This is a genomic window from Streptomyces pyxinae (assembly GCF_024756275.1).
GTDB classification, from domain to species: Bacteria; Actinomycetota; Actinomycetes; order Streptomycetales; family Streptomycetaceae; genus Streptomyces; species Streptomyces pyxinae.
Window position 1 is genome coordinate 317,140 of record NZ_JANUGQ010000003.1, and the last position, 26,478, is coordinate 343,617.

Sequence of the window (26,478 nt, forward strand, 5' to 3'; positions counted from 1 at the left end):
CGATGGCCCGCAACGCCGACGAACATCTGGTCGCCAGCCGCATCAAGCTGCCGCGCCGGATCGTCGAGCGCCCGCTCCGGCAGGTGGCCAAGCGGCTGCTGATGGCGCTGTTCGTGCTGGTGCTCACGGCGATGATCGTGGCGCTGGACCGGGAGGGCTACCACGACAACGCGGACGACCGGGTGGATGTCCTCGACGCCTTCTACTACGCCACCGTGACCCTCTCCACCACGGGTTACGGCGACATCGTCCCGTACAGTGACTCGGCCCGGTTGATGAACATCCTGCTGATCACGCCGTTGCGGGTGCTTTTCCTGATCATTCTGGTCGGCACCACTCTTGAGGTTCTCACCGAGCGGACCCGGGAGGAGTGGCGGCTGAACCGCTGGAGGTCCACCTTGCGTGACCACACCGTCGTCATCGGCTTCGGTACGAAGGGCCGTTCCGCGATCCAGACGCTCTGCGCCACCGGGTTGACCAAGGAGCGGATCGTCATCGTCGATCCGAGCAGCAAGGCCATCGACGCGGCCAACGCGGACGGCTTCACCGGGGTGCTGGGCGACGCCACCCGAAGCGATGTGCTGCTCCGGGCCGAGCTCCAGAAGGCCCGGCAGATCGTCATCGCCACCCAGCGGGACGACACCGCCGTACTGGTCACCCTGACCGCCCGGCAGCTCAACCGGAGCGCCAAGATCGTGGCGGCGGTCCGCGAGGAGGAGAACGCCCCGCTGCTGCGGCAGTCCGGCGCCGATGCCGTGATCACCAGCGCCAGCGCCGCCGGGCGGCTGCTCGGTCTCTCGGTGCTCAGCCCCAGCGCGGGCACGGTCATGGAGGACCTGATCCAGCAGGGCAGCGGCCTCGATCTGATCGAACGGCCGGTGATAAAGGCCGAGGTCGGCAAGAACGTGCGGGAGACCGACGATCTGGTGGTCAGCGTGGTGCGCGGCCACCGGCTGCTCGGTTACGACGACCCCGCGGCCAGTCCGCTCCAGCTGACCGACCGGGTGATCACCATCGTCCGGGCCCGCCCGGTGGCCGGGCCGGGGCTGTCCGGGGAGTAGGGCCGGGCCCACCGGAAGGGGCCGGAGGGGGCCGGCGGAACGAGCCATGGACCGGGTGCCCGGTCCTCCGGCAACCCGGCAACCGATACCCGGCCCGTCCGAGGGGCCCGGCGGTCAGTACCCGGTCCGGGCCCGGCGGCCGGCAGGCCCGGGCACTTGGGCGCGTCCGGCGTTCGGGCGGCCCGGTGCCCCGGGTGCCCGGCGGGGCGGGAGTAGCCTCGCGGGCATGCATGCGATCACGATTCCGGAACCCGGCGGTCCCGAGGCGCTCGTATGGGCCGAGGTACCCGACCCCGTGCCCGGCGAGGGCGAAGTGCTCGTGGAGGTGGCGGCGGGCGCCGTCAACCGTGCCGATGTACTCCAGCGGCAGGGGTTCTACGACCCACCGCCCGGCGCCTCCCCCTATCCCGGCCTGGAGTGCTCCGGCCGGATCACGGCGCTGGGCGCCGGGGTCTCCGGCTGGGCCGTCGGCGACGAGGTGTGCGCCCTGTTGGCGGGCGGCGGTTACGCGGAGAAGGTCGCGGTGCCGACCGGGCAGCTGCTGCCGGTGCCGGAGGGCCTGGACCTGGTGACGGCGGCCACGCTCCCCGAGGTCACCGCCACGGTGTGGTCCAACGTCTTCCTGACCGCCGGACTCCGTCCCGGTGAGACGCTGCTGGTGCACGGCGGTTCCAGCGGTATCGGCACCATGGCCGTCCAGCTGGGCAAGGCGGTCGGCGCCCGGGTGGCGGTGACGGCCGGCGGACCCGAGAAGCTGGCCCGCTGTGCCGAGCTGGGCGCGGACATCCTGATCGACTACCGCGAGCAGGACTTCGTGGCGGAGCTGCGGGAGGCGACCGACGGGGCGGGCGCGGACGTCATCCTCGACATCATCGGCGCCAAGTACCTGGACCGGAACGTACGGGCGCTCGCGGCCAACGGCCGGCTCGCGATCATCGGGCTCCAGGGCGGCAACAAGGGCGAACTGAACCTCGGCGCCCTGCTCGCCAAGCGGGCCGCGATCACGGCCACCTCGCTCCGGGCCCGGCCCCCGGCCGAGAAGGCGACCATCGTCGCGGCGGTGCGCGAGCACGTCTGGCCGCTGATCGCCGCGGGCACCGTGCGGCCGGTGGTGGACCGGACCTTCCCGATGGCCGAGGCGCCCGAGGCGCACCGGACGATGGAGGCGAGCGGCCACATCGGCAAGATCCTGCTCACCACCGGCTGATCCGGCCGGCTCTGGGTGCCGGGGGCGACCCCGGCCGCGGAACGGCGAACGGTGCGGGCGGGTGCCCCGGAGGACACTCGCCCGCACCGTGTGTGTCGCCGTGTCCGCCGCGCGCCGCGACGGACACGGCTCGGGACGGACCGGGCCCGCTGCCCGCCCGTACGGATGACGGCAGCGGACCGAGGCAGTCGGACGCGATCCCAACACGCGCCCCGGCCGTACGGATGCCGGCCCCGGTACGGACGAGCCCCGCTACAGGTACGGACCCGAGCGGACGGGGCCCTGGCCGTGCCCGTGGTCGTCCTCGTGCGGAAGGCCGGGCGGCAGGGCCCGGCGCATCTGCTCCAGCTGGGCTCGGGCGGCCATCTGCTGGGCGAACAGGGCCGTCTGGATGCCGTGGAACAGGCCCTCCAGCCAGCCGACCAACTGCGCCTGCGCGATCCTCAGTTCAGCCTCGGAGGGGATGGCCTCGTCGGTGAAGGGGAGGGAGAGCCGCTCCAGCTCCTCGACCAGTTCGGGAGCGAGACCGTCCTCCAGCTCCTTCACCGAGCCGGCGTGGATCTCCTTGAGCCGCACCCGGCTGGCCTCGTCCAGCGGAGCCGCCCGCACTTCCTCCAGCAGCTGCTTGATCATGCTGCCGATCCGCATGACCTTGGCGGGCTGCTCGACCATCTCGGTCACCGGGATCTCGCGCGCCTCGGCATCGCCGTCCCCCGCACCGCCGCCACCGAGCGCCATGCCGTCCTGTCCCACCACGAGGACCTGGGGGCTCTCCTGCGACCGTTCATTCCTCGGCATCTCCATGCCGCCATTCTCTCGCACCGGTTCGCCACCCAGGGGCGTGCCCCCGGAGCCGGCCGGCCACCGGCTCCGGGGGCACCAGCGGCCACCCCGGTACGGCCCCGGCGGATTCGCCGGAGCCGCCGGGCGGGGGGCCCACTCGTCCGTCAGGCCGCCTCGCGGCGGGCCAGTGCCCCGCGCGAGCGGGTGACCAGGGCGGCGAGGAGCGCGGCGCCCAGCGGCACCAGGATCAGCAGGGTGCCCAGGGTCTCCCAGGGGACCGTGATCGGGATGTGCGGGACATCGGGTACGAAGCCCTGGTCGAGCGACTTCTCGTAGTCGGCGGTCGCCTGGCGGGCCTCGCTGAGCCGCAGCCCGATCGCGGGCAGTACCCCCGCCGCCGAGCCGAGCACCACGCCCATCGCGGCGACCACCCCGCACTGGAACCCGCTCAGCGTCCGGCGCACCCGGGGCGGGGCACCGACGGCGGCCAGCGTCTTGAGATCGGCCTCCGCGTCGGCCTGGGCGAGCCCGGTGGCGATTCCCGCCGCGCCGATGGTGATCAGACCGGCGAAGATCGTCAGCGAGAGGAGCACGATATTGCTCTCCCCGACGAAGCCCTCCTCGATGTGCAGGTCCGCTCCGGCGGCGGTGCGGTCGAGGTCGCCGTCCAGACGCTGGCGCTGCTCGCTGTCCACCGGCTTGTCGGTGGTGAAGAAGGAGCCGAGCGGAGCCGTGGCCAGCCCGGCCGTCCTGGCCGTCGCCGGGGAGATGATGCCGGCCAGGCCCCAGCCCTGGACCCCGTCGGGCACCTGGTAGGCAGCGAGCTTCTTGATCTCGCCCGGGACCTCCTTGCCTGCCGCCTGCGCGTTGTCGGCCGCTTCCTGGTCGGTGATCAGCCGGATGGCGATGGTGCCGTCCTTGTCCCGCTGGGGCTTCTCGAAGGACACCACCTTGCCGTCGGCCAGCGCCCGGGCGGCCCCGGGGTCCTTGATGCCGAGCACCGTCAGCAGCTTGGCGTCACCGATCACCAGACCGCTCTCACTGGTGAACACGCGCTCGGTGTCGTTGGTCTTGCACCGCCAGTCCTGGCCCAGCTTGCGGCGTTCCGCCACCGTGAACTTCTCGGCCGGGTCGGAGCCGTCGGGGGTGTCCACGTAGAGCGGACACTCATTGGCCTTCGGGATGACGATCTCGTGCCGTCCGCAACCCTCCTTGCTGTCCCACAGGGCGCAGCTCTCCCTGCCCACCAGGATCCGGTCCACATCGGCGCGCACGGCGACCGAGAGATCCCGCTGCACCGCGTCGCGCACCGCGGAGACATCCCGCCCGCCGCCCTCGCGGACCATCACCGAGCCGACCCCGTAGGGCAGCTTCGCCTCGTAGCCCGCCCGCTGACCGGCCTCGTCGCTCGCCGCGTAGGTGGCGACGGCGACCGAACCGGCGACGGCGGCGAGCACGGCGGCCACGGCCGGAGCCGTACGTCCCCGGTTGCGCACCGAGTCCCGCAGCGCCAGGCGGGGTGAGAGCGGCAGCCAGCGGCCGGTCCGGCCGAAGAGGCCCACGAGTGCCGGAGTCAGCGCGACCACGCCCAGCTCGGCGAGGGCGCTGCCGGCCGCGACGATCGTCGGCTGGGTCGTGTAGAGGGAGCCGGCCAGGGCGATGGCGGCGCCGGCCGCGACGACGACCAGACCGATCGCCGGCAGCACCCGGCTGGCGGCGCGCACCCCCCGGCGGCCGGTGAGCGACGCGAGCACGGTCTGCCGGGAGGCGGTGACGGCGGGCACGATGGCGGCGAGCAGCCCGGTGACCACGGCCAGCAGGGCGATGCCGAGCAGTTCCAGCGGCCGGATCTCGAAGGCGCCGAACCGCTTGCCCATCGTCTCCTCCAGCACCGGCTGAAGGGCGCGGGTGAGGCCGATGCCCAGCACCGTGCCGGTCACCGCCGCGGCGGTACCGATGACCAGGCCACCGGCCAGCACGATGGCCCGGATGTGCCGCCGGTCACCGCCGTTGGCGCCGACCAGCCCCAGCTGCCGGCGGGAGCGACGGGCGCCCACGGCGAAGGCGGGGCCGGCCAGCAGACAGATCTCCAGCATCGCCAGGCCGACGATGGTGGCCAGGATCGCGAGCATTTCCTTGCCGAGGGGGCCGTCCGATTCCCAGCGCTGGTAGTCGGGGCGCTGGTAGAGCGGGACATCGGCGTCGGCGGGCGGGTCCAGGATGACCGCGCGCGACTCGACCCGCACTCCCTTGGCGTTGGTCTCCTTCACCATGTTCCACGTGAAACCGGCCGCGCCGCCGTCCTTCAGTCCCACGAGATAAGTGGTGTCCGTGTCGACGCCGGTCATCCCGGCCTTGTCGAGCGCCTCCCCGAGCGGCTTGAGCAATGCCCCGGGCAGAGCGTTGACCTGATTGGCCTTCAGGTCGCCGGGCAGTTCGTAGGAGCCGACGATCCGGTACTCGCGGTCGAGCCCCCGGGCCGCCAGGGCGGAGCCGACCTCCAGCCCGCTGGCCTCCAGGAAGTGCGTGGTCGCGGCGACCTCGTCGGCCTTCTGGGGGAGACGGCCCTCGACCGGGGTGAGCAGGCCTGCGGCGAGCGGATCGGTCGCCTTCAGCTCACGGATCTCGCCCTGGAGCAGCCCATGGGTGGTGCGGAGCTTGGCGGTACCGAGGGAGTCCGTCAGTACGGTGGCACCTGCCGGGAAGCCCTTGGACACATCGCCGGGGCCGTCCGGGTACGGCTTGTTGTCATAGTCCCCGACCGGCCGGTAGTCCTCCCCGTCCGGCTTCTGCTCGATCGCGACACCGCCGTACTCCGGGTCGGAGAGCCGGGCGTCGGCGGCGCCCAGCGAGCGGCTGAGCTTCTCCGTGGTGGACAGCTCGGCGCTGCGCAGGGTCACATCGAGGGCACTGACTCCCAGGATCGGCAGGGCGATCATCGCCAGGACCAGGAAGCTGCGCCCCTTGAAGCGCCAGGCGTCCCGGCGGGCTATGCGCACCGCCGCGCGCCAGGAGTGGAACCAGTTCGTCACCGCTCTGCCGCCTGCCCGGAGAGAAGGGAGTCGGCGTGGCTCCGTACGGTCTGGTCGACCACGGCGCCGTCCCGCAGGAAGACGACCCGGTCGGCCCAGGCGGCGAACCGGGGCTCATGGGTCACCAGCACTCCGGCGGCACCCGCGTCGCACCGGGCGCGCAGCAGCGAGAGCACCGACTCGCCGGTCTCGGAGTCCAGGGCGCCGGTCGGCTCGTCGGCCAGCACCAGCCGCCGGTCGCCGACCAGCGCCCGGGCGATGGCCACCCGCTGCTGCTGGCCGCCGGACATCTCGTCCGGGAACCGGTCGGCCAGGTGACCGAGGTTCATCTCCTCCAGCGCGGCGACGGCCTCACCGCGCGCCTTGCGGGCGGAGACGCCGTCCAGTTCCCGGGGGAGGGCCACGTTCTCGGCGGCGGTGAGCGCCGGGACCAGGTTGTAGTCCTGGAAGACATAGCCGATGCTGCGGCGGCGCAACGCGGCCAGGGTCTTGCGGTCGGCGGTGGTGATGTCGGTGTTCTCGACGATCACCCGGCCGGAGGTGGGGGAGTCCAGACCGCCGGCGATGGTGAGCAGCGTGGACTTGCCGGAGCCGGACGGGCCCATCACGGCGACCAGCTCGCCCGGGAACACGTCGAGGTCGATCCCGCGCAGGGCGTGCACCTCGGTGGCGCCGGTGCCGTGCACCCGGGTCAGCTGCTGGAGCCTGAGCACGGGCTCCCGGGACGACGGCGACGAGGCCGCGGACGGCGATGACGCCGGAGACAGCGATGAGTGGGATGACGGTGACGACTGCGGTGACTGCGGTGATTGCGGTGACGACGAAGCGAACGATGACATGGGAGTCGGCCCCCCTCTGGGACACATGTGGGACGCACCACCGGCACGGTGCTCGGGCACGGCCGGCGGGGCGATGAGCGGATGTACGGAAGCGAACGCGCGAGCGGGGATCGCGCGGCCGTCATGTGTGGGGTGTGGAGCGCGGAGGTACGGAGCCCGCAGGGCGCGGCAGCCGGGCGCGGTGGCCGGGAGGTGCGGCGCCCGGTTCGGCAGGGCCCCCGGGGTCGGCGGCGCCCGGCTCGGCGGCGCGAGCGGGCCGGTGGCCTACCCGACGGGGCGGCCCGAGGGATGCGGCCCCGGGACGCCGGCGCCGGCCGCCGGAGGGTCGGACGCGGCGGCCGTGGGGTCGGCGGGCGGCGGGGTCGGCGGGGTCACCGCGGCGGGCCGGGCGGCGGCCGTGGTGGCGAGCCTGATCAGCCGGGCCTCGCAGTGGTCGAGCCAGCGGGCCTCGGCCTCGGTCTGGAAGATCAGCTGCTCCAGCACCAGCAGCCAGGCCACGTCGTCGCGCTCGTGCGCGGCGCCGGTCTCCAGGGCGGTGAGGGCCCGGGCCTTGAGCCGGGTGTAGTCCTGCATCGCCCGGACGGTGTGGCGCCGCTGGGACTGGATGACCTCGCGGATGTCGACGCCCGGGGTCCCGACCGCCATCGCCAGTTTGATGGCCAGCTCGTCGCGGGCCGGGCTGGTGCGGTCCACCGGCCGCCCGAACCAGGTCCGCAGCTCGGCACGGCCGGCCTCGGTGATCGTGTAGAGGACGTGTCCGGCTCCGTCCTCGCCGCTCTGCGCGACCAGCCCGTCGCGTTCCAGCCGGCTGAGGGTGGTGTACACCTGCCCCACATTGAGCGGCCAGGTGGAACCGGTACGCGACTCGAACTCCGAGCGGAGCTGAGAACCGTAACGCGGGCCCGGTTCAAGAAGGGCGAGCAGCCCGTGACGGATCGACATACTCAGTATGTATACCGAGTATGTCCGTCGCCACAACCCACTCCGGAGGGACCCCGGGGGTCCGTCTCAAGGAGGAGGACCAGGGAGAGAGCAGGCAAGAACGGGGGAGAGCGGGACGGAAACGGGGGCGAGAACGAGGCGAAGGCGGAGGGCGGGGGCAGCGGGACGACGAGCGGGCGGCGTCAGCGGCGGCGCATCCGCAGGCCCAGGAAGCCGAGCCCGAGGCCCATCATCGAGAAGCCGACTCCCAGCGTGAGCACCGGAATCTGACGCTCCACGGCGCTCTCGGCGGCCCGGGCGGCCGCCGGTTCGTACGCCCCCTCCGGCGGGGTGCCCTGCGGGTCGGCGGCCGTCCGAGCCTCCTGCCGGGGGGCGGCCCGCTCCCAGTCGTGACCGTGGCGGCGGCGTTGGTGCTCTGTCGCCGTTCTGGTACGTACCGGGTCGGCGGCGTCCTGCTCCACGTCCTCCGCCGAGGCGCTCAGCGAGGGCTCGGGAGACCGTCCCGGCCGCTCCCGCCCTTCCCCGGCGGGGCGCCCGGCCAGCGAGGGCGAGGGCACCGGGCGCGCGGGTCCGTGGGCGGAGGGCGAACCGGTCGGCGACGGCTCCGGCGCGGGCACGGCCGGCCGCAGTCCCGCGTCGGGGTCCGCCTCCTCGGCGGGACCGGGCGCACCGAGCCCCTGGCCGGCCTCCGGAGCGGCGGCCCCGCCCTCGTCGGGTGCGGGGGTCGCGGGCGCGGGCCCGCTGGGACTGACGGCCGGTTCGGTGGCGCCCCCCTCCCCGTCGGCGTACCCGGGGGGCGGGGCGGCCGCCACGGCGAACAGGAGGGAGGCGCACACCACCGCGCACCGTGAGCCGAGTCCTGGAGTCACCGGGTGACCCCCTCCCGTGCCGAGCCGCTGGGGTGAGCAGTCGTCATGGCGGCTGCCGGCCGCGACGACGGACTCAGCGTCACACGGCCGGACCCCTCCGGCATCCCGGACGCCCCCAGGGCCACCCGCAGGGGTTACCCGCCGACCGCTCCGGCGACGAGGACCGCTCCGGCGACGAGGGCGGGCCGTTCCGGCGACGAGGACCGGTCCGTCCACCGGCCGGCTCCGGCGACGACGAGGCCCGGCCCGTCCGTCGACGGCTCGGGCACCGGCTCCGGCGACGAGGACCGGCCCGTCCACCGGTCGGCTCCGGCGACGGAGACCACCGGCGGGTCCGGCCATCCAGGCGCTGGCACCGGCCGGCTCCCGGCCGACGGCGGGGCCACCGGCCGGCTCCCGGCCGGCGGCGACCACCGGCGGGTACGGCTGCCCCGGCGCGGCACCGGGCGCCCCGGCCGCCAGCGGCAGCACTGCTCACCGGGCGCCCCGGCCGGCGGCGGCCACCGGCGGGCGCGGAATGTCCCGGTGCGGGCACCGGGAGCGGCCGTTCCGGCTACTGTCCCGGGTCGCCCGTGGCCACGGTCAGCTCGAAGGTCTGGTTGCCCGGGACCACGGCGGTGCTCTCCGTCGGGAACTGGGCGATCACCTGGTCCTCGGCGTACAGCGGGTCGTCGACTTCCTTGATCTTGAACTGCCAGCCCGCCGCCTGGATGCAGCTCTTCACCGAGAGGACGTCCTTGTAGATGAAGCTCGGCGCCCGTACCTTCGCGGGGTCGTTGGTGTCCTCGCTCGCGTCGCTGCACTTCTCGGGGTCGATCGTGCGGTTCCGCTCCGGCGGCTTGTGCTCGCCCGTCGCCGGCGCCGGCGCCGCCGAACCGCTCGCCCCACCGCCCGCGCGGGTGGCGGTCGTGTCGTCGTCGCGGTTCATGGCCACCGCCGTCACCACGCCCCCGACCACCAGCAGCGCCACCACCAGGGCGCCGACCAGGAGCGGGGTGTTGCGCCGGTTCGTGGTCCCCGGCCCGGCGGCGGGCACCGGCTGCGGAGCGGTCTGGTACGGGGCGGGCCCCGGCGGCGGGTAACCCGGCTGCGGATAGCCGTAGCCCGGGGTGGGAGCCGGGGTCGGCGGGCCGTACGGGCCGGCGGCCGGAGCCACGGCACCATGTCCCCCGGCATGTCCCCCGGAACCGTGCGCCGGCGGCGGTCCCGGCTGGTACGGGGTCCGGACCGCGCCCGGTGCGGGGGCCGGGGCGGCTGCGTCCAGCGGCGGGAAGACGGCCGAGCCCACTCCCGCACCGCTGTTGGTGGCCGGGGCCCCCGGCACGATGGCGGGCGTCCCGGCCTGTCCGGCGGCCAGCAGCCGCAGGCACTCGTCCCGCATGACGGCGGCGGACGGGAAGCGCTCGTTCGGGTTCTTCTTCAGTGCCCGGGCCACCAGCGCGTCCATCGCGGGCGTCACCGACCGGTTGATGGAGGACGGGGCGACCGGTGCCTCCTGCACATGGGCGTACGCGATGGCCAGCGGCGAGTCCGCGTCGAACGGCAGCCGCCCGGTGAGCAGCTGGAAGAGCATGATGCCGACCGAGTAGAGGTCGGAGCGGGCGTCGACCCCGCGCCCGAGCGCCTGCTCCGGCGAGAGGTACTGTGGGGTGCCGACGACCATGCCGGTCTGGGTCATGGAGGTGACGCCGGACTGCATGGCGCGGGCGATGCCGAAGTCCATGACCTTGACCACATCGCGCTTGGTGGTCATCACATTGCCCGGCTTGATGTCCCGGTGCACCAGGCCCATCTCGTGGCTGGTCTCCAGCGCGGCCAGCACATCGGCGGTGATCCTCAGCGCCTTGTCGGCGGGCATCGCCCCGTACCGCCGGATGTCCTCCTGGAGCACCGAGCCGAGCGGACGGCCCTCCACGTACTCCATGACGATGTACGGCATCAGCGTCCCGCCGAGGTCGTCCTCGCCGGTGTCGAAGACCGAGACGATATTGGTGTGCTGGAGCTTGGCGACCGCCTGCGCCTCCCGGCGGAACCGCTCCCGGAAGGACTGCTCGCGGCCCAGCTCGGTGTGGAGGGTCTTGATCGCCACCTGGCGGTCGAGCGCGCTGTCGTACGCCAGGTAGACCGAGGCCATGCCGCCCTCGCCCAGCAGGTCGCGCAACTGATACCGGCCGCCCGCCACCGAACCGCCGGCATAACGGCCCCGTGCGCCGTCCTGGCTCATGTCGTGCTCCCCCGTGCGCGCGTGGTGGCCGCGTGTTCCGTCGTGACCCGGCCAAGTCTGCCCGAGGGCCCGGACACGTCAAGCCGGGCGCCCGTTCCGTGACCGTACGCGCCAGAAGCGTCTCGCAAGCGTTACCGGACCCGCATGGAATTTGCACAGGTGTACGCGGGACGGGTTTGATGGCCGGTCCATCTCGGACCGGCGCGCCTCGTGGAGGCTGTAGCGTGACGTGGCGTAGGGCCCTCGGTCCCGCGCGGTCCCGCACCCGCGGCGCCCCTCTTCCGGGGCGGCCACCGGGCGGAGTCTCCGGGCCCTGCCACCGTAGTACCCCGCTACCCCGGGCCCGGCCCGGAAAGCACCCGAGCGGCACCGGCAGTACCCAGCAGGACCGAGAAGCAGGATCCACAGCAGTACAGCAGGATCCACAGCAGTACAAGCAGGCAGCAGTACACGTAGTACGAGCAGTGCAAGCAGTACGAGCAGTACCGGCAGGACCCCCGGGAGGCACCGGCACCCGGGGAGCGAGACACGGCGGCCCACCGCCCGCGTCGCACAGCACGCGGCACAGAAACGACGGCGAGGACTGATGGCATCCGAATCCGAGGCAGGCGGCGGCGGGATGTCGGATGCCGCGGAGTGGGGCGCCGGCGGACTGGTCGGTGACGGCCGCTACCGGCTGACCCACCGTCTCGGCCGTGGCGGCATGGCCGAGGTGTTCGCGGCCGAGGACGTACGGCTCGGCCGCACCGTGGCCGTGAAGCTGCTCCGTCCCGACCTCGCCGAGGACCCGGTCTCCAAGGCCCGCTTCACCCGCGAGGCACAGTCGGTGGCCGGGCTCAACCACCACGCGATCGTGGCGGTGTACGACTCCGGCGAGGACCTCGTGGGCGGCCGGTCCGTCCCGTACATCGTCATGGAGCTGGTCGAGGGCCGCACCATCCGCGACCTGCTGATCAACGCCGAGGCGCCGCCGCCCGAGCAGGCGCTGATCATCGTCTCGGGTGTGCTGGAGGCGCTGGCCTACTCCCATCAGCACGGCATCGTGCACCGGGACATCAAACCGGCCAATGTGATCATCACCAACAGCGGTGCCGTCAAGGTGATGGACTTCGGCATCGCCCGGGCCCTGCACGGGGCGCAGTCCACCATGACCCAGACCGGCATGGTGATGGGCACCCCGCAGTACCTCTCCCCGGAACAGGCGCTCGGCAAGGCCGTCGACCACCGCTCCGACCTGTACGCCACCGGCTGCCTGCTCTACGAGCTGCTGGCGCTGCGGCCCCCGTTCACCGGTGAGACCCCGCTCTCCGTGGTCTACCAGCATGTCCAGGACATCCCGGTGCCGCCGTCCCAGGTGGCCGACGTGGCCCCGCCGGAGCTGGACGGGCTGGCCATGCGCGCCCTCGCCAAGGACCCGGACGACCGGTTCCAGAGCGCCGAGGAGATGCGCGGGCTGGTCCAGTACGGCCTCCAGATGCTCCAGCAGCAGGGCGGCCACACGGGCATCTGGAACACCGGCCCGGTGGCGGTGCACGAGGGCGCGCACACCCCGGTCGGCGGCGTCGCGGCCACCACGGCCATGGGTCACCCGATGCACGGCGACACCTCGCAGGGCCCGATACTGCCCCCGCTCAACCCGGACGACGGCGCGTACACCTACGACGGCGGGCGCGGCGCGTCCGGCGGCGGCCGGAAGCTCTGGCTCTTCGTCGCGCTGGCCCTGGTCGCCATCCTGGGCGGCACGATGTACGCCTTCGGCAATGTGGGCGACACCGCCAAGACGCCGGACAAGAACAAGACCTCCGTCTCGCCCTCGCCCTCCTCGTCGGGCAGCTCCTCCCCGTCGCCCTCGCCGTCGGAGTCGAAGTCCGAGGGGACCGGCGACGAGGGGGACGGCTCGGACGGCGGCGGCAACGGCGGCTGGGACCCCAAGCCCTCCCACGACTGGCCCTCGCGGTCCTGGTCCCCCTCCCCGTCCGCGTCCGAGGGCTCCTCCTCGTCCTCCGGCAACACCACGGACGGCAACACCACGGACGGCACCGGGGACGGCGGGAACACCACCGACGGGAACACCGGGGACGGCGGCAACACCAGCACCGGGACCAGCCAGGGGACGACCGAGGGGAACACCACGGACGGCACCGGGGACGGCGGTCAGACCAGCACCGGCACCAGCCAGGGCACCGGGGACGGCGGTCAGGCCAGCACCGGGACCAGCCAGGGCACCGGCAATCAGGGCAACACCAGCCAGGGCGCGGAGACCGAGGGCACCGGAACCGGCACCTGAGCCCGGCTCGTTCGGCAGTCCCGTGGGGTCGGTACGGAGAGGTCCGTACCGGCCCCACGGCCGTCCGGGTCCCGAGCTTCCGGGCCCCCGGGCCCCACGGCCCTCCGGTCCCGGGCCCCCGGCCCCACGGCCGTCCGGGCCCCGAGCCCCCGGCCCCGCGACCGTCCGGGCGGCGGCCGTCCGGGCCCTGGGCTTCCGGGCTCCGGGCTGCCGGGCTCCGGGCTGCCGGGCCCCCGGCCGTCCAGGGTGTCGGCTCCTCCGGGCTTCCGGCCCCTGGCTTTCCCGGGGTCACCCCGCGAAGGCGGCCCGGACGGCCTCGTACTCCCGGGTCCACCAGACCACCAGGGCCGAGGCAGCCGGGAACTGCGCGTCCGGACGGCTGTCGCCCAGCTCGTAGCGCCAGCGCAGTATCCAGAAGTCGTTGAGCCGCTCCCACCAGACCCGGTGCGCCGCCGCGGCCAGCTCGCCCGGTGCGGCGCCGGCGGCCCGCCGGTAGGCCCGGGCGTAGGCCCGTACCTTCGTCAGGTCCAGGCGCCCGTCCGGCTGTACGAAGAAGATCACCGCCGCCCGGACCGCCTCCTCCGCCCGGGGCTGGACGCCGAGCCGGTCCCAGTCGACGATCGCGGCGGGTTCCGCGCCCCGGTAGAGCAGGTTCAGGGGGTGGAAGTCCCCGTGCACCCAGCCGCCCGTCGCGGCCGGCGGCGGGCGCCGGTGCGCCTGCTCGGCCAGCAGCCGCCGGCGCTCCAGCAGCCGGTGCTCGGCCAGCTCGTCGAAGCAGCCGCGCGGCCTCCGGTCCCGCACCATCGTCAGTAACCTGCCGATCAACCGGAGGGTCTCCTCCGGATCGGCGCTCCGGTGCGCGCCCCCCGGGGCCGTCCCCGGTCCCGCGTCCGGTCCGGAGCCCGGCCCGGCGCCGGCCGGGAGTGCCGGTCCCGCCTCGGGCTCCATGACCCGCTCCAGACAGGTGTGGACCAGGCCGAGCAGTGCGCCGAGCCGCCGGGAGCCGGCCGGGGTCAGCTGGGCCCCGCCCCGGTGGCGGCCCTCCACCCAGGGGTGCAGGGCGTAGCAGTGCCCGCCGATGACCGCGACCGTCCGGCCCTCGGCGTCCGGCAGCGGCGGGGCGACCGGGACGCCGAGCCCGTGCAGCCGCTGGGTGGCACGGTGCTGGCGGACGATGGTCTCCCGGTCGGCGGTGGGGGCGTCCAGGTGCTGCTTCAGGAAGTACGCGCCGCGCGTGGTGGCGAGGCGGTAGCCCCGGTTGAGCAGGCCCTGGGCGACCGGGACGCAGGAGAGCGGCTCGCCCGCGTCGGCGTAACGGCGCAGCAGCGCGCGGACGGGGGGCCCGTGGGCGGGAGGGGGAGGAACGGCCGGAGCCGCGAAGCCGGTGCGGCCGGAACCGGGGGCGGCGGCCGGAGCGGGGAAGCTCGGATGGGCGGGGAGGAGGCGTTCCGTACGGGTGGGGAGAGCGGACGCCGCGCGTACGGGAGCGGGCGAGGGGGTGGGGAAGGAAACGGGGAAGGGGGCGGGCAAAGCAGCGGGGAAAGTTGCAGATGAGCGCGGCACTCCCCACATGCTAGATCACGGAGAGTGTCGGTTGCGCATCGCTATGTGATTGGTGTAATGAGTTTGCGGCCCTGCGGCCCTGCGGCTTGCCACGGCGGCCGCCGGCCCGCCCCGGGAGCGGCCTGTTCCGGGCCCGGCCCCGGCTCCGGCCTTCGGGGGCCACGCCGGGCGGGCTCGGCGCCGGACGGCCTTCGAGAGCCATGCCCCGAGGGCGGCCGCAGCGCCAGGCGGATGCCGTCCGGGCTCAGCGTCGGCCGGCCTCGGCGCCGGGCGAGTGTCGTCCGGGCCCGGCGCCGGACGGCCCCGGCCGCCGGGAGCCGGGCCCGTTCGGTTTCGGCACCGTTCGGTCTCAGCGCCGTTCGGCCTGGAGGCGGGCGACATAGGCCGCCGCCTGGGAGCGGCGCTCCATGCCCAGCTTGGACAGCAGGCTGGAGACGTAGTTCTTGATGGTCTTCTCGGCCAGGTGCAGCCGCTCCCCGATGGCCCGGTTGGTCAGCCCCTCACCGATCAGGTCCAGGATCTTGCGCTCCTGCTCGGTCAGCCCGGCCAGCCGGTCGTCCCCGCCGCCGCCGGCCCCGCGTCCGCCCCGGAGGCGCTCCAGCACCCGGGCGGTGGCGACCGGGTCCAGCAGGGACTTGCCGGCCGCCACGTCCCGTACCGCGGTCAGCAGTTCCTCGCCCCGGATGGCCTTCAGGACGTACCCCGAGGCCCCGGCCATGATCGCGTCGAAGAGCGCCTCGTCGTCCGCGAAGGAGGTGAGCATCAGGCAGGCGATGCCCTCGTCCCGCGAGCGGATCTCCCGGCAGACCTCCACCCCGCTGCCGTCCGGCAGCCGGACGTCGAGCACGGCCACGTCCGGCCGGGTGGCCGGAATCCTGACCAGCGCGTCCGCCGCCGTCCCCGCCTCACCGACGACCTCCAGGTCCCGCTCGCCGGAGAGCAGCTCGTGCACGCCTCGCCGCACGATCTCATGATCATCCAGCAGAAATACGGTGATTTTTCCATCCTCGCGCACGGAATCAGTTTCACATACTGACTCTTCCCGTGCCCGGGGTGAGCGGGATAACGTGCCCCCTGTTCCGGCGGCCCGCCGTGAGCGTGCCCGGCGCTGTGACCAGCAGGTGTTCCCGCTTTTCTGGATTTACTTGGAAATCCAAGCAAAATCGCAGGTCAAAGGGGGTTTCGCAGGAATGCGGCGCACTGGGTAACGTGCTTTTGGACAGGGCCTCGCCGGAGCACCTGTCACGCCTGTTCCCGACCGCATGGGCACCCACCCCGTGCCCACGCCCGGACAGGCGAGCCGCACTGGCCGCCCGGCGGACCCCGGGGGCCGGACAGACGGAGGAGCACGCACGTGACCGTGGAAAGCACTGCCGCGCGCAAACCGCGACGCAGCAGCGGCACCAAGCGCAGTGCCGGAGCGAGCGCCGGGACCGGCGCCAAGAAGACGGCGGCGGCCGACCCGACGACCTCGGCGACGACGGCGGAGACGCCGGCCGGGACGGCGGAGCCGCAGCTCGTGCAGCTGCTCACCCCCGAGGGCGAGCGGGTCGAGAGCGCCGAGAACGCGCGGTACGACGAGCTGGTGGCCGACATCGGCCGGGACGAACTGCGCGGGCTCTACCGGGACATGCTGCTGACCCGCCGGTTCGACGCGGAGGCCACGTCCCTCCAGCGTCAGGGCGAGCTGGGGCTCTGGGCCTCGCTGCTCGGCCAGGAGGCCGCCCAGATCGGTTCGGGCCGTGCGCTCCGTGACGACGACTACGTCTTCCCGACCTACCGTGAGCACGGTGTGGCCTGGTGCCGGGGCGTCGACCCGACCAATCTGCTCGGCATGTTCCGCGGCGTGAACAACGGCGGCTGGGACCCGAACGGCAACAACTTCCACCTGTACACGATCGTCATCGGCTCCCAGACCCTGCACGCCACCGGATACGCGATGGGCGTGGCCAAGGACGGGGCCGACAGCGCGGTCATCGCGTACTTCGGCGACGGCGCCTCCAGCCAGGGCGATGTGGCGGAGTCGTTCACCTTCTCGGCGGTGTACAACGCGCCCGTGGTGTTCTTCTGCCAGAACAACCAGTGGGCCATCTCCGAGCCCACCGAGCGCCAGACCCGGGTGCCGCTCTACCAGCGCGCCCAGGGCTACGGCTTCCCGGGCGTCCGGGTGGACGGCAACGACGTGCTGGCCTGTCTGGCCGTGACCCGCTGGGCGCTGGAGCGGGCCCGCCGGGGCGAGGGCCCGACGCTGATCGAGGCGTTCACCTACCGGATGGGCGCCCACACCACCTCCGACGACCCGACCAAGTACCGGGCCGACGAGGAGCGGGCCGCCTGGGAGGACAAGGACCCGATCCTGCGGCTGCGCGCGTACCTGGAGCGCCAGGGCTTCGCGGACGCCGACTGGTTCGCGGAGCTGGAGGTCGAGAGCGAGGCGCTCGGCAAGCGCGTCCGGGAGGCGGTCCGGGCCATGCCCGACCCCGACCACCTGGCGATCTTCGAGAACGTGTACGCGGACGGGCACGCGCTCGTCGACGAGGAGCGGGCCCAGTTCGCCGCCTACCAGGCGTCCTTCGCCGACGCGGCCGAGACGGCCGGCGCGACCGGCGGCGCCGCGACCGGCACTGCGACCGGCCCGGCGAGTGGCACGGCGAACGGCTCCGCGAACGGGGAGGGCAACTGACCATGGCCGCACAGAAACTCCCGATCGCCAAGGCGCTCAACGAGTCCCTCCGCAAGGCGCTGGAGACCGACCCCAAGGTCCTGATCATGGGCGAGGACGTCGGAAAGCTCGGCGGCGTCTTCCGGGTCACCGACGGTCTCCAGAAGGACTTCGGCGAGGACCGGGTCATCGACACCCCGCTCGCGGAGTCCGGCATCGTCGGCACCGCCATCGGTCTCGCCCTGCGCGGCTACCGCCCGGTGGTGGAGATCCAGTTCGACGGGTTCGTCTTCCCGGCGTACGACCAGATCGTCACCCAGCTCGCCAAGATGCACGCCCGCGCGCTGGGCAAGGTCAAGATGCCGGTCGTGGTGCGCATTCCGTACGGCGGCGGCATCGGCGCCGTCGAGCACCACAGCGAGTCCCCCGAGGCGCTCTTCGCGCATGTGGCGGGGCTGAAGGTGGTCTCCCCGTCCAACGCCTCGGACGCCTACTGGATGCTCCAGCAGGCGATCCAGAGCGATGATCCGGTGATCTTCTTCGAGCCCAAGCGCCGCTACTGGGACAAGAGCGAGGTGGACACCGAGGCCATCCCGGACCATCTGCACCGGGCCCGTACGGTCCGGGCGGGCACCGATCTGACGCTGGCCGCCTACGGCCCGATGGTCAAGGTCTGTCTGGAGGCCGCGGCGGTCGCCGCCGAGGAGGGCCGGTCGGTGGAGGTGCTGGACCTGCGCACGGTCTCCCCGCTGGACTTCGACGCGATCCAGGCGTCGGTGGAGCGGACCGGCCGGCTGGTCGTGGTCCACGAGGCGCCGGTGTTCTTCGGCTCCGGCGCGGAGATCGCCGCCCGGATCACCGAGCGGTGCTTCTATCACCTGGAGGCCCCGGTGCTGCGGGTCGGCGGCTATCACGCCCCCTATCCGCCCGCGCGGCTTGAGGAGGAGTACCTGCCGGGACTCGACCGGGTGCTCGACGCCGTCGACCGCTCGCTCGCGTACTGAACAGGGGAGTGCCGTGACCATGACTGACACCGCCACCCGCTACCGCGAGTTCAAGATGCCCGACGTGGGCGAGGGGCTCACCGAGGCGGAGATCCTCAAGTGGTACGTCCAGCCCGGTGACACCGTCACCGATGGCCAGGTCGTCTGCGAGGTGGAGACCGCCAAGGCGGCGGTCGAGCTGCCGATCCCGTACGACGGGGTGGTGCACGAGCTGCGCTTCCCCGAGGGCACCACGGTCGACGTGGGCGAGGTCATCATCGCCGTCGACGTGGCGCCCGGCACCGAGGCCGAGCAGCCCCAGACCGCGCAGCCCGCCGCCGAGGAGCCCACCGCCACCGAGACCGGACCGGTCCCGGAGGCCGAGCCGCAGGGCCGGCAGCCGGTCCTGGTCGGCTACGGCGTCGCCCAGTCCTCCACCAAGCGCCGGCCCCGGAAGGCCACGGCCACGGCCCCCTCCGGGCCCGCCGCGCCCGGGTCCACGGCGCCCGCCGGGCTCGCCGCCTCCGCGACCCCGGCTCCCGCTCCCGCGCACCCGGCCCGGGCCGCCGTCGCCGCCGAGCTGAACGGCCACGGGGCCGCCGCCCCGGCCGCTCCGACCGCCCCGGCTTCACGGGGGGCGGGCGCGCCCGGCTCCCGGCCGCTGGCCAAGCCGCCGGTGCGCAAGCTCGCCAAGGACCTCGGTGTGGACCTGGCGGCGGTCACCCCGACCGGGCCGGACGGGATCATCACCCGCGAGGACGTCCACGCGGCCGCCGCCCCGGCGCAGGTCCCGCCGCAGGCGGTTCCGGCCGCCTCGGCCGCCGTCCCGGAGGCCCCCGCGCCCGCCGTGACCGCCGGGACGGCCCCGGGCGCGTACGACTCCGGCCGGGAGACCCGGATCCCGGTCAAGGGCGTCCGCAAGGCCACCGCCCAGGCGATGGTCGGCTCGGCCTTCACCGCGCCGCATGTCACCGAGTTCGTCACGGTGGACGTCACCCGCACCATGAAGCTGGTCGAGGAGCTGAAGGCCGACCGGGACATGGCCGGGCTGCGGGTCAATCCGCTGCTGCTGATCGCCCGGGCGCTGCTGGTCGCGATCAAGCGGAACCCCGGGGTCAACGCGAGCTGGGACGAGGCCAACCAGGAAATCGTCCAGAAGCACTATGTGAACCTGGGCATCGCGGCGGCCACCCCGCGCGGGCTGATCGTCCCCCACATCAAGGACGCCCACGCCAAGACGCTCCCCGAGCTGTCGGCCGCGCTCTCCGAGCTGGTCTCCACCGCCCGCGAGGGCCGGACCACCCCGGCGGCCATGCAGGGCGGCACGGTGACCATCACCAATGTCGGGGTCTTCGGTGTGGACACCGGTACGCCGATCCTCAACCCGGGCGAGTCCGCGATCCTGGCGGTCGGCGCCATCAAGCTCCAGCCCTGGGTGCACAAGGGCAAGGTGAAGCCCCGCCAGGTCACCACCCTGGCGCTCTCCTTCGACCACCGGCTGGTCGACGGCGAGCTGGGCTCCAGGGTGCTGGCCGACGTCGCCGCCGTCCTGGAGCGGCCCAAGCGCCTGATCACCTGGGGCTGATCCGCCCGGCGGCCCCGGTACCGGGCCGCGTCACCGGCGCCCCGCCACTCGGAGGAGTGGCGGGGCGCCGTGCTGTTCGGCGCTGTCGGCGCTCTCCGTGCTCTCCGGGCTGTCGTTCCCGGACGGAGGGCCGTGGTCCGGTTCGGGGCTCGGCCCGGCCGGCCGGGGCCCAGGGGCGACGGCGGCTCGGCCCAGGACCCGGGCCCCGGCGGCGACGGCTCAGGCCTCGTGGGTGTAGATCACATAGAACACCGCCACCGTGGTCGCCAGCGTCACGATCACCGACAGCACCACCGCCGACAGCACACTGGCCCTGGTCAGGCTGTAGAGCCAACCGAGCGCGACCCCGGTGAGCGCCCCGTACGCCGCCGCCCGCAACTCGCGCGGCAGCCGGTGCCGGACACCGACCAGCGTGAGGGCGAGGGCGCCGAAGACCACGGCGCTCGCCACGCCGAGCACGACCTGCCCACCGGTCACCGGGCCGTCGCCGGAGCGGTCGATGAACTGGGCGTAGAAGCCGTAGAAGACCGCGAGGGCGAGGGACAGGACCACGGCGTTCCGGCCACCGGGCCGGGTCCGGGGAGCGGGCCGGAGGGCGCGGCGGTGCCGGCCGGCCGACGGTGCGTGTGTGGCCATGGCGGAACTCCTTCGCTCATCCCGTCGCCCCCCGCTTCCTCCCAGGGCACACCCGGCCCCGCACCCCGGCAAGTGGATCAGCGCAGGAGCGGCGGTCCGTGATCCGTGATCCGCGGTGCGGGGTCTGCGGGGCGCGGGGTCCGCGGTGCGGGGTCTGCGGGGTGCGGGGTCCGCGGGGCTTGGTCCGCGATGCCTGATTCGTGGTGGGTGCCCGTGGTGCGTGATCCGCGATGCCTGATCGTGGTCGGTGCCCGTGGTGCGTGATCCGCGGTGTGACGGACGCCTCCCGGCCGACCTGCGGGCCGGGCCGCCGTCCGGGAAGGTGGACTCCATGGAGACCAGTGCCGTGCCCCGCACCGCCGGAGCCCCGGAGGGGTGCCCGAACTGAACATGTCGCCCCGCTCCAACCGCCCGGGCGGTTCCACCCGGGCCGCCGCCCGGCTCGCCCCGCCCGAGTGGCTGACCCACGGGCTCCGGCCGGGGCCCGCGCCCGTGCCCTGGGCGGCCGCCCTCCGGGCCGGGATCGCGCTGGCCGCGCCGCTCGCCGTGGGTCTCGCCGCCGACCGGACCGCCTATGGGGCGCTGGTCTCCATGGGCGCCCTCTCCGGCGTCATCGGGGACACCGCCGACGCCTACCGGATGCGGGTGCTCAACATCGCCGTCCCGCAGCTCTTCGGCGCCCTCGGCGTCACCCTGGGCACCCTGGTGCACGGCGAGGGCTGGGCCGCCGTCGCCACTCTCACCCTGGTCGCGCTGATCTCCGGAATGATCTCGTCCATCGGTGCCGTCGCCTCCGCCGCCGGGCTGCTCCTGCTGCTCAACTCCGTGGTCGGCGCCGGGCTGCCGATGCCGGAGCCCTGGTGGACCGCGCCGCTGCTGCTCACCGCCGGGGGCGCGGTGGTGCTGCTGCTGACCCTGCTGGGCTGGCCGCTGCGGGGCGGGGTGCCCGAGCGCTCGGCGGTCGCCGCCACCTACCGGGCCGTCGCCGGACTGCTCGCGGCGGCCGGCACCCCCGCGTACGAGCGCGAGCGGCAGGCGGTGACCGCAGCCCTGGATACCGCGTACGACCTGGTGCTCGCCCGCCGGGCCCGGGACCGGGGCCGGTCGCCCAGCCTGGTCCGGCAGCTCGCCCAGCTCAATGCCGTGATCCCGGTCGTGGAGGCGGCACCGGCCGCCCATCAGCGCGGCCGGCCGCTCCCCCCGGCCGTCCCCGCCGCCGCCTCCGCCCTGGCGGCCGCCGTCGCGGAGAGCCGCACCGGCGACCCCGCCCTGGACCTCCCGGCGCCGGACACCCCCGCCGAACGGGCCGTGGACCACGCCCTGCGCCATGCCGCCACGGTCGTCCACAGCGCCGAGCCCGACCCCGGCAATGTGGACGACCGGCTCGGCCGACCCGCCGCCCTGCGGGTCCGGGCCCGCCGCGCCGCCCGGAACGCTCTGCTCTCCGCCGCCTCCTGGCGGTACGGGCTGCGCCTGGCGCTCTGCGTAGGCCTGGCCCAGTCCCTGGTGTCGGTGGTCGCGGTGCCGCGCTCCTACTGGGTGGCGCTCACCGTCACCTTCGTCCTCAAGCCCGACTTCGGCTCGGTCTTCTCCCGGGCGGTGCTCCGGGCGGCCGGTACCGCCGCCGGGCTGCTGATCGCCGCCGCCGTGCTGGCCGAGGTCCCGCGCGGCTGGTGGGACGTGCCGGTGATGCTGGTGCTGGCGGCGCTGATCCCGGCGCTGACGGTGAAGGGGTACGCCTTCCAGACGGCCGCCATCACCCCGGTGATCCTGCTGCTCTCCGATCTGCTCAGCCGACAGGGCTTCGACCTGGTGCTGCCGCGTCTCTACGACTCGCTGCTCGGGTGCGCGATCGTGCTGGTCGCCGGGTATCTGCTCTGGCCGGAGAGCTGGCACGCCCGGATCGGGGACCGGCTGGCCGACGCCGTCGCGGACGCCGCCCGCTACACGGCCGCCGCCTTCGGACCGGACGCCGGGCGGGACCCGGCCGGCCGGGCCCGGGCACGGCGGCGGCTCTACCGGGACCTGTCGGCGGTGCGCACCGAGTTCCAGCGCGCCCTGACCGAGCCTCCGCCGGTGGGCCGCCGGGCCGCCGCCTGGTGGCCGCTGTGCGTCGCCGTGGAACGGATCGTCGACGCCACGACGGCGGCCCGGGTACGCGTCGCCCACGGAGCCGTCCCGCCCCCGGCCGCCGAGGTCGCCGAGGTGGAACGGGAGCTGCGCGAACTGGCGGCGGGGCTGCGCACCGGACGGCCGCCGGTCCGCGCCGGCGCCGCCCCGGGCGCCGGGGCCTTCCCGTACGACGGCGGTACGGCCCCGGGGCCCGGCGCGGTCCCGTACGACGGCGGTACGGCTCCGGGGGCGGGCCCCGGCAGCGGGGGCGTGCCCCGGGACCCGGCCACCGGCGCCCCGGGCCCGGCCGCCGGCGGCTCCCCCGCCCCGGCAACCGGTGACGGCGAGCGGGAGGTGCTGGAGCCGCTGCGGCAGGAGGTGGCGGCCGCCCGCGCCATCGCCGGGCCGCGCATCTGAACCGTCGGCGCATCCGGGTCGAGCCGGGCCCGGCCGCCAGGCGCGAGCCCCCTCGGCAGGACCGCCCGGCGCGGTCGCCCGGGACAGACGAAGGCCCCGGACGAACGCCCCGGCAGGACCGTCCGACGCGGACTCACGGCCCTGACGGGCGGCTGTCCGGTCCGGACGAACGCCCCGGGAGCGCCGCCCGGCCGGAGGCGGACGATCCGGCGGACACCGCCCCGCGGCGGTGAACGGCCGGGGAACGCCGGTCGGCCCCCGGCCAACCTGGCGGGCGGCGGCGACGCAGGGTCCGTACCCGACTACGATGCACGATCCGGCACACCGATCACCGTTCCGAAGCCCTGGCCCCACCCCCCATGTGCCCTGCCACGCAAGGACATTCGCCATGCGCACTTCCTCCGGCAGAGGGCTCAGGCCCAATGTCCTCGGCACCTTCGACACGATCGTGATGGCAGTCGCGGGCAGCGCCCCCGCCTACACGCTGGCCGCCACCACCGCCGTACTCGTCGGAGCCGTCGGATTCGCCGCGCCCGCCGCCCTGCTCTCCTGCGCGATACCCATGCTCGGCATCGTCCTGGCCTACGGCCGGCTCGGGCGGATCGACGTCAGCGCGGGCGCCGGCTACTCCTGGGTGGGCCGCACCCTCCACCCCTTCCTCGGCTTTCTCGCAGGCTGGGCCCTGGTGGTCTCGGCCACGATCTTCATGGTCGCCGGTTCGCTGCCGGCCGGGCAGCTCACCCTCTGGCTGACCGATCCGGCGCTGGCCGGGAACACCGCGCTGGCCAGCGCGGTCGGCGCCGGCTGGTTCCTGGTGATGCTGCTGGTGGTGCTGGGCGGCGCCCGGCTCACCGTACGGGCGCAGATCATCATGTCGGGCGTGGAGCTGCTGATCCTGCTGGTCTTCGTGCTGGGCGCGCTGGCGCACCACGGGACGGCCGCCGCCTTCGACTGGTCCTGGCTGAGCCCCTGGCACTTCGGCGGGGCCTCCGGCTTCGCGTCCGGCGCGCTGATCGCCGCCTTCTACTTCTGGGGCTGGGACGTCACCAGCAACCTCAGCGAGGAGACCCGGAACAGCCGCCGCACCGCCGGACTGGCCGCGCTGGTCGGGGTGGCGGTGGTCTTCCTGATCTTCGAGGCGTACACGATCGCCGTCAATGTCGTCGTACCCGCCGGTGAGGTCAGGTCCGGCGGGGCGCACGCGCTGACCCTGCTCGGTGAGGAGATCTGGCCCGGTGTGGGCGGCCGGCTGCTGGTGCTGGCGGTGCTGCTGTCCACCGTCGCCACCCTGGAGACGACCCTCATCCAGGTCACCCGCTCGCTCTTCGCAATGGGCCGGGACCGGACGATGCCGGCCGCGCTCGGCACCGTACACCGCCGCTGGAACACCCCCTGGGTGGCGATCGCCGCGGTCGGCGCGGCGGCGCTGGCGCTCTTCGCGGCGGCGACCGCTCTCGGCTCGGTCGGGGACATCCTGGCCGAGGCGGTGCGCGCGATGGGACTCCAGGTCGCGTTCTACTACGGCCTGGCCGGGCTCGCCGCCGTGGTGGCCTACCGGCGGCTGCTGCTCACCTCGGTACGGGAGTTCCTGCTCGGCGGGGTGTGGCCGCTGCTGGGCTCGGCGTTCCTGTTCTGGGCGTTCGCCGAGGCGCTGGGGTCACTGGACGGGGTCTCGGTGGCGATCGGCCTCGGCGGGCTGGCGCTCGGCCTCGTCCCGCTGCTCTGGTACTGGCGCCGGGGCAGCGCCTACTACCGCCCGGCCCGGCTGGACGCGGCCCGGACGCTGGCGACGGCGGGGCCGTACGCCTCCGCGCCGTACGGCTCCGCCGTCCCGGGCGCCCGGCGGGACGACGGGGAGACGCTGGCGACGGACTTCTGACCGGGCGGCGCGCGTACCGGTACGGGACCGCGCGGCACGGTGCCGGAACGGTGCAGCGTATTTTCACAACAACCTTGCGGAATCGAGGGCCGCTCCTCGTCCCGCGCGGGAACGGACCCCGGAACGGCCCGGCCGGGGCCGGAACGGCCCGGTCGGCGGCCTCGGGACGCCCGGACTCCGGGACGGCCCCGGTGCGACGGCTCACCGGTTCAGCACGCATCCGGAACGGAGGCAGTTCGATGGCAGCACGGCGTCGCCCGTCGCGCTTCGCGCCGGAGTTCGATCCCGACTTCGGCGACCGGGCGCTCACCGAGGCCCGGCACGACATCGTCATCGGCCGCTGGCAGGGCGTACGGGATCTGCTCCGCGACACCGGGGACCACTGGGGCCGCCGCACCCACCGGATCCGGCTGCTCTCCCACGCGGCGGCCGGGAGTTCGGCGGCCGAGTCCTGGCGGGCGGCCGAGCCGGAGGACCCGGACGCGCGGGTGCTGCGGGCCGCCACCGAGGTGGTACGGGTCTTCGACCGGGCCATCGCGGCCGGCCGGGGCGCCCCGGTGGACCGGCAGCTGCTCGACGCGGCGGTGCTCGGCTGTCTGGAGGCGGCGGACGCCCGGCCGGCCGATCCGATGCCCTGGGTCTCCCTGCTGACGGTGGCCCGGCTCTACGAGGGCGGGGTCGGCCGGCTGGAGTTGCGGAGCTGGTGGGACGAGCTGCGCCGGCGCGACCCGCACAATCTGGAGGGCCATGTCCAGGTGCTGCGGTACTGGTCGGCGCGGTGGCACGGCACCCATGGCTCCATGTACGACTTCGCCCGGGACGCGGCGGGCGCGGCGCCGCCCGGGTCGCCGCTGGCGGTGCTGGTGCAGATCGCCCGGGTGGAGGAGTACCGGTACGTCGCCGACGCCACCCGGGGCCGGGCCCCGGTGCGCGGCTTCGACCAGCACTGGAAGCACGAGCTGGCCGCGACCGAGGTGTGCCGGAGCCGGGAGCGATGGCTCGGCGGCCGGGCCCCCGCCCCGGTCCGGCCGGAGGAGGTCGAGCCGCTCAACTACCTGCTCCACGCCGCCTGTCACGCCCAGCTGGCCGAGGTGGCCGGCGAGCTGTTCGGGCTGCTGCGCACCCGGGCGGCACGGGTCCCGTGGATCTTCACCGGAGACCCGGCCGACCAGTTCACCCGCTGGCGCGCCCAGTGCCCCGCCGGGTCGCGCGACGGCTCCGGCGCCCCCGGCGGCTTCGCGGGACCCGGCGGTCCCGGCGGCTTCGAGGGCTGAGGCTCCGGGAAGCCCCGGCGGCTGGGGGCCGAGGCTCCGGAACCCGGGCGCCCGGGCGGCCGGGCGGCCCCGGCCCCGAGGCCCCGGCCCCTCGAAGCCCGGGCCCCGGCCCCCGGAAGGTCC

At 74.4% G+C, this 26,478-nt stretch carries 18 protein-coding genes; 9 read left to right on the plus strand and 9 right to left on the minus strand.

Annotation, left to right across the window (positions count from 1 at the left end; translation table 11 throughout):
* Positions 1 to 2 precede the first annotated feature (2 nt).
* Both NX801_RS06250 and NX801_RS06255 read left to right on the plus strand, forming a co-directional pair.
* The gene (locus NX801_RS06250) at positions 3 to 1,061 is read left to right on the plus strand and encodes a potassium channel family protein (RefSeq protein WP_258786123.1); all 1,059 of its coding nucleotides are present in this window, start codon (positions 3 to 5) and stop codon (positions 1,059 to 1,061) included.
* Positions 1,062 to 1,287: 226 nt separating this feature from the next.
* A complete protein-coding gene (locus tag NX801_RS06255) occupies positions 1,288 to 2,268 on the plus strand; it encodes an NAD(P)H-quinone oxidoreductase (RefSeq protein WP_258786020.1) in 981 nt (326 codons plus the stop codon).
* Positions 2,269 to 2,520: 252 nt separating this feature from the next.
* Here the strand turns inward: NX801_RS06255 and NX801_RS06260 are convergent, their stop codons facing one another.
* The 6 genes from NX801_RS06260 to NX801_RS06285 all read right to left on the minus strand — a co-directional run bounded on the left by NX801_RS06260 (position 2,521) and on the right by NX801_RS06285 (position 10,957).
* Positions 2,521 to 3,072: a bacterial proteasome activator family protein gene (locus NX801_RS06260; RefSeq protein WP_309505790.1), complete on the minus strand. Its 552-nt coding sequence runs from the start codon at positions 3,070 to 3,072 to the stop codon at positions 2,521 to 2,523.
* A gap of 143 nt (positions 3,073 to 3,215) precedes the next feature.
* Positions 3,216 to 6,083 carry an ABC transporter permease gene (locus NX801_RS06265; RefSeq protein WP_258786021.1) on the minus strand — a complete coding sequence of 956 codons (2,868 nt, stop codon included), beginning with the start codon at positions 6,081 to 6,083 and terminating at the stop codon, positions 3,216 to 3,218.
* The gene (locus NX801_RS06270) at positions 6,080 to 6,796 is read right to left on the minus strand and encodes an ABC transporter ATP-binding protein (protein ID WP_258786022.1); all 717 of its coding nucleotides are present in this window, start codon (positions 6,794 to 6,796) and stop codon (positions 6,080 to 6,082) included. The genes NX801_RS06265 and NX801_RS06270 overlap by 4 nt, the downstream gene beginning before the upstream one ends.
* 390 nt (positions 6,797 to 7,186) lie before the next feature.
* Positions 7,187 to 7,864: a PadR family transcriptional regulator gene (locus NX801_RS06275; RefSeq protein WP_258786024.1), complete on the minus strand. Its 678-nt coding sequence runs from the start codon at positions 7,862 to 7,864 to the stop codon at positions 7,187 to 7,189.
* A 182-nt stretch (positions 7,865 to 8,046) separates the two neighbouring features.
* A complete protein-coding gene (locus tag NX801_RS06280; RefSeq protein WP_258786026.1) occupies positions 8,047 to 8,700 on the minus strand; it encodes a hypothetical protein in 654 nt (217 codons plus the stop codon).
* Between the two features lie 586 nt (positions 8,701 to 9,286).
* Entirely contained in the window at positions 9,287 to 10,957 is a 1,671-nt protein-coding gene (locus NX801_RS06285; RefSeq protein ID WP_258786027.1) for a protein kinase domain-containing protein, read from the minus strand.
* A 586-nt stretch (positions 10,958 to 11,543) separates the two neighbouring features.
* Here NX801_RS06285 and NX801_RS06290 point away from each other — a divergent pair.
* Positions 11,544 to 13,244, plus strand: a complete 1,701-nt coding sequence (locus NX801_RS06290; protein WP_258786028.1) for a protein kinase domain-containing protein — start codon at positions 11,544 to 11,546, stop codon at positions 13,242 to 13,244.
* A gap of 288 nt (positions 13,245 to 13,532) precedes the next feature.
* Here the strand turns inward: NX801_RS06290 and NX801_RS06295 are convergent, their stop codons facing one another.
* Together NX801_RS06295 and NX801_RS06300 are read right to left on the minus strand one after the other, a co-directional pair.
* Complete coding sequence (locus NX801_RS06295; protein WP_258786126.1) at positions 13,533 to 14,570, minus strand: phosphotransferase; 1,038 nt, start codon at positions 14,568 to 14,570, stop codon at positions 13,533 to 13,535.
* Between the two features lie 586 nt (positions 14,571 to 15,156).
* Positions 15,157 to 15,822, minus strand: a complete 666-nt coding sequence (locus NX801_RS06300) for a response regulator (RefSeq protein ID WP_258786029.1) — start codon at positions 15,820 to 15,822, stop codon at positions 15,157 to 15,159.
* 339 nt (positions 15,823 to 16,161) lie between these two features.
* Between NX801_RS06300 and pdhA the strand changes: the two genes are divergently transcribed.
* From pdhA to NX801_RS06315, 3 genes are read left to right on the plus strand one after another with little or no spacing between them, the layout of a single operon-like run.
* Positions 16,162 to 17,490 carry a pyruvate dehydrogenase (acetyl-transferring) E1 component subunit alpha gene (gene pdhA, locus NX801_RS06305; protein WP_258786033.1) on the plus strand — a complete coding sequence of 443 codons (1,329 nt, stop codon included), beginning with the start codon at positions 16,162 to 16,164 and terminating at the stop codon, positions 17,488 to 17,490.
* Between the two features lie 2 nt (positions 17,491 to 17,492).
* Positions 17,493 to 18,473, plus strand: coding sequence for an alpha-ketoacid dehydrogenase subunit beta (locus tag NX801_RS06310; protein WP_258786034.1), 981 nt, complete (start codon positions 17,493 to 17,495; stop codon positions 18,471 to 18,473).
* Positions 18,474 to 18,492: 19 nt separating this feature from the next.
* The gene (locus NX801_RS06315; protein WP_258786036.1) at positions 18,493 to 20,037 is read left to right on the plus strand and encodes a dihydrolipoamide acetyltransferase family protein; all 1,545 of its coding nucleotides are present in this window, start codon (positions 18,493 to 18,495) and stop codon (positions 20,035 to 20,037) included.
* A 219-nt stretch (positions 20,038 to 20,256) separates the two neighbouring features.
* On the opposite strand, the gene NX801_RS06320 is transcribed toward NX801_RS06315, so the two are convergent.
* Entirely contained in the window at positions 20,257 to 20,673 is a 417-nt protein-coding gene (locus NX801_RS06320; protein ID WP_258786038.1) for a hypothetical protein, read from the minus strand.
* 390 nt (positions 20,674 to 21,063) lie between these two features.
* Between NX801_RS06320 and NX801_RS06325 the strand changes: the two genes are divergently transcribed.
* The 3 genes from NX801_RS06325 to NX801_RS06335 all read left to right on the plus strand — a co-directional run bounded on the left by NX801_RS06325 (position 21,064) and on the right by NX801_RS06335 (position 26,355).
* Positions 21,064 to 23,202 carry an FUSC family protein gene (locus NX801_RS06325; RefSeq protein WP_258786127.1) on the plus strand — a complete coding sequence of 713 codons (2,139 nt, stop codon included), beginning with the start codon at positions 21,064 to 21,066 and terminating at the stop codon, positions 23,200 to 23,202.
* Positions 23,203 to 23,590: 388 nt separating this feature from the next.
* Positions 23,591 to 25,081 carry an APC family permease gene (locus NX801_RS06330; RefSeq protein WP_258786039.1) on the plus strand — a complete coding sequence of 497 codons (1,491 nt, stop codon included), beginning with the start codon at positions 23,591 to 23,593 and terminating at the stop codon, positions 25,079 to 25,081.
* 239 nt (positions 25,082 to 25,320) lie between these two features.
* On the plus strand, positions 25,321 to 26,355 hold the full coding sequence (locus NX801_RS06335) for a hypothetical protein (protein ID WP_258786041.1): 1,035 nt from the start codon (positions 25,321 to 25,323) through the stop codon (positions 26,353 to 26,355).
* The last annotated feature ends 123 nt before the right edge of the window (positions 26,356 to 26,478 follow it).

Excerpts from the sequence above, each read along its gene's own strand:
- NX801_RS06250 (WP_258786123.1), top strand. The coding sequence starts at position 3 with ATGGCCCGCAACGCCGACGAACATCTGGTCGCCAGCCGCATCAAGCTG.
- NX801_RS06260 (WP_309505790.1), bottom strand. The coding sequence starts at position 3,072 with ATGGAGATGCCGAGGAATGAACGGTCGCAGGAGAGCCCCCAGGTCCTC.
- NX801_RS06315 (WP_258786036.1), top strand. The coding sequence starts at position 18,493 with ATGACTGACACCGCCACCCGCTACCGCGAGTTCAAGATGCCCGACGTG.
- NX801_RS06310 (WP_258786034.1), top strand. The coding sequence starts at position 17,493 with ATGGCCGCACAGAAACTCCCGATCGCCAAGGCGCTCAACGAGTCCCTC.
- NX801_RS06275 (WP_258786024.1), bottom strand. The coding sequence starts at position 7,864 with ATGTCGATCCGTCACGGGCTGCTCGCCCTTCTTGAACCGGGCCCGCGT.
- NX801_RS06325 (WP_258786127.1), top strand. The coding sequence starts at position 21,064 with ATGTCGCCCCGCTCCAACCGCCCGGGCGGTTCCACCCGGGCCGCCGCC.
- NX801_RS06320 (WP_258786038.1), bottom strand. The coding sequence starts at position 20,673 with ATGGCCACACACGCACCGTCGGCCGGCCGGCACCGCCGCGCCCTCCGG.
- NX801_RS06290 (WP_258786028.1), top strand. The coding sequence starts at position 11,544 with ATGGCATCCGAATCCGAGGCAGGCGGCGGCGGGATGTCGGATGCCGCG.
- NX801_RS06285 (WP_258786027.1), bottom strand. The coding sequence starts at position 10,957 with ATGAGCCAGGACGGCGCACGGGGCCGTTATGCCGGCGGTTCGGTGGCG.
- NX801_RS06330 (WP_258786039.1), top strand. The coding sequence starts at position 23,591 with ATGCGCACTTCCTCCGGCAGAGGGCTCAGGCCCAATGTCCTCGGCACC.
- NX801_RS06335 (WP_258786041.1), top strand. The coding sequence starts at position 25,321 with ATGGCAGCACGGCGTCGCCCGTCGCGCTTCGCGCCGGAGTTCGATCCC.
- NX801_RS06255 (WP_258786020.1), top strand. The coding sequence starts at position 1,288 with ATGCATGCGATCACGATTCCGGAACCCGGCGGTCCCGAGGCGCTCGTA.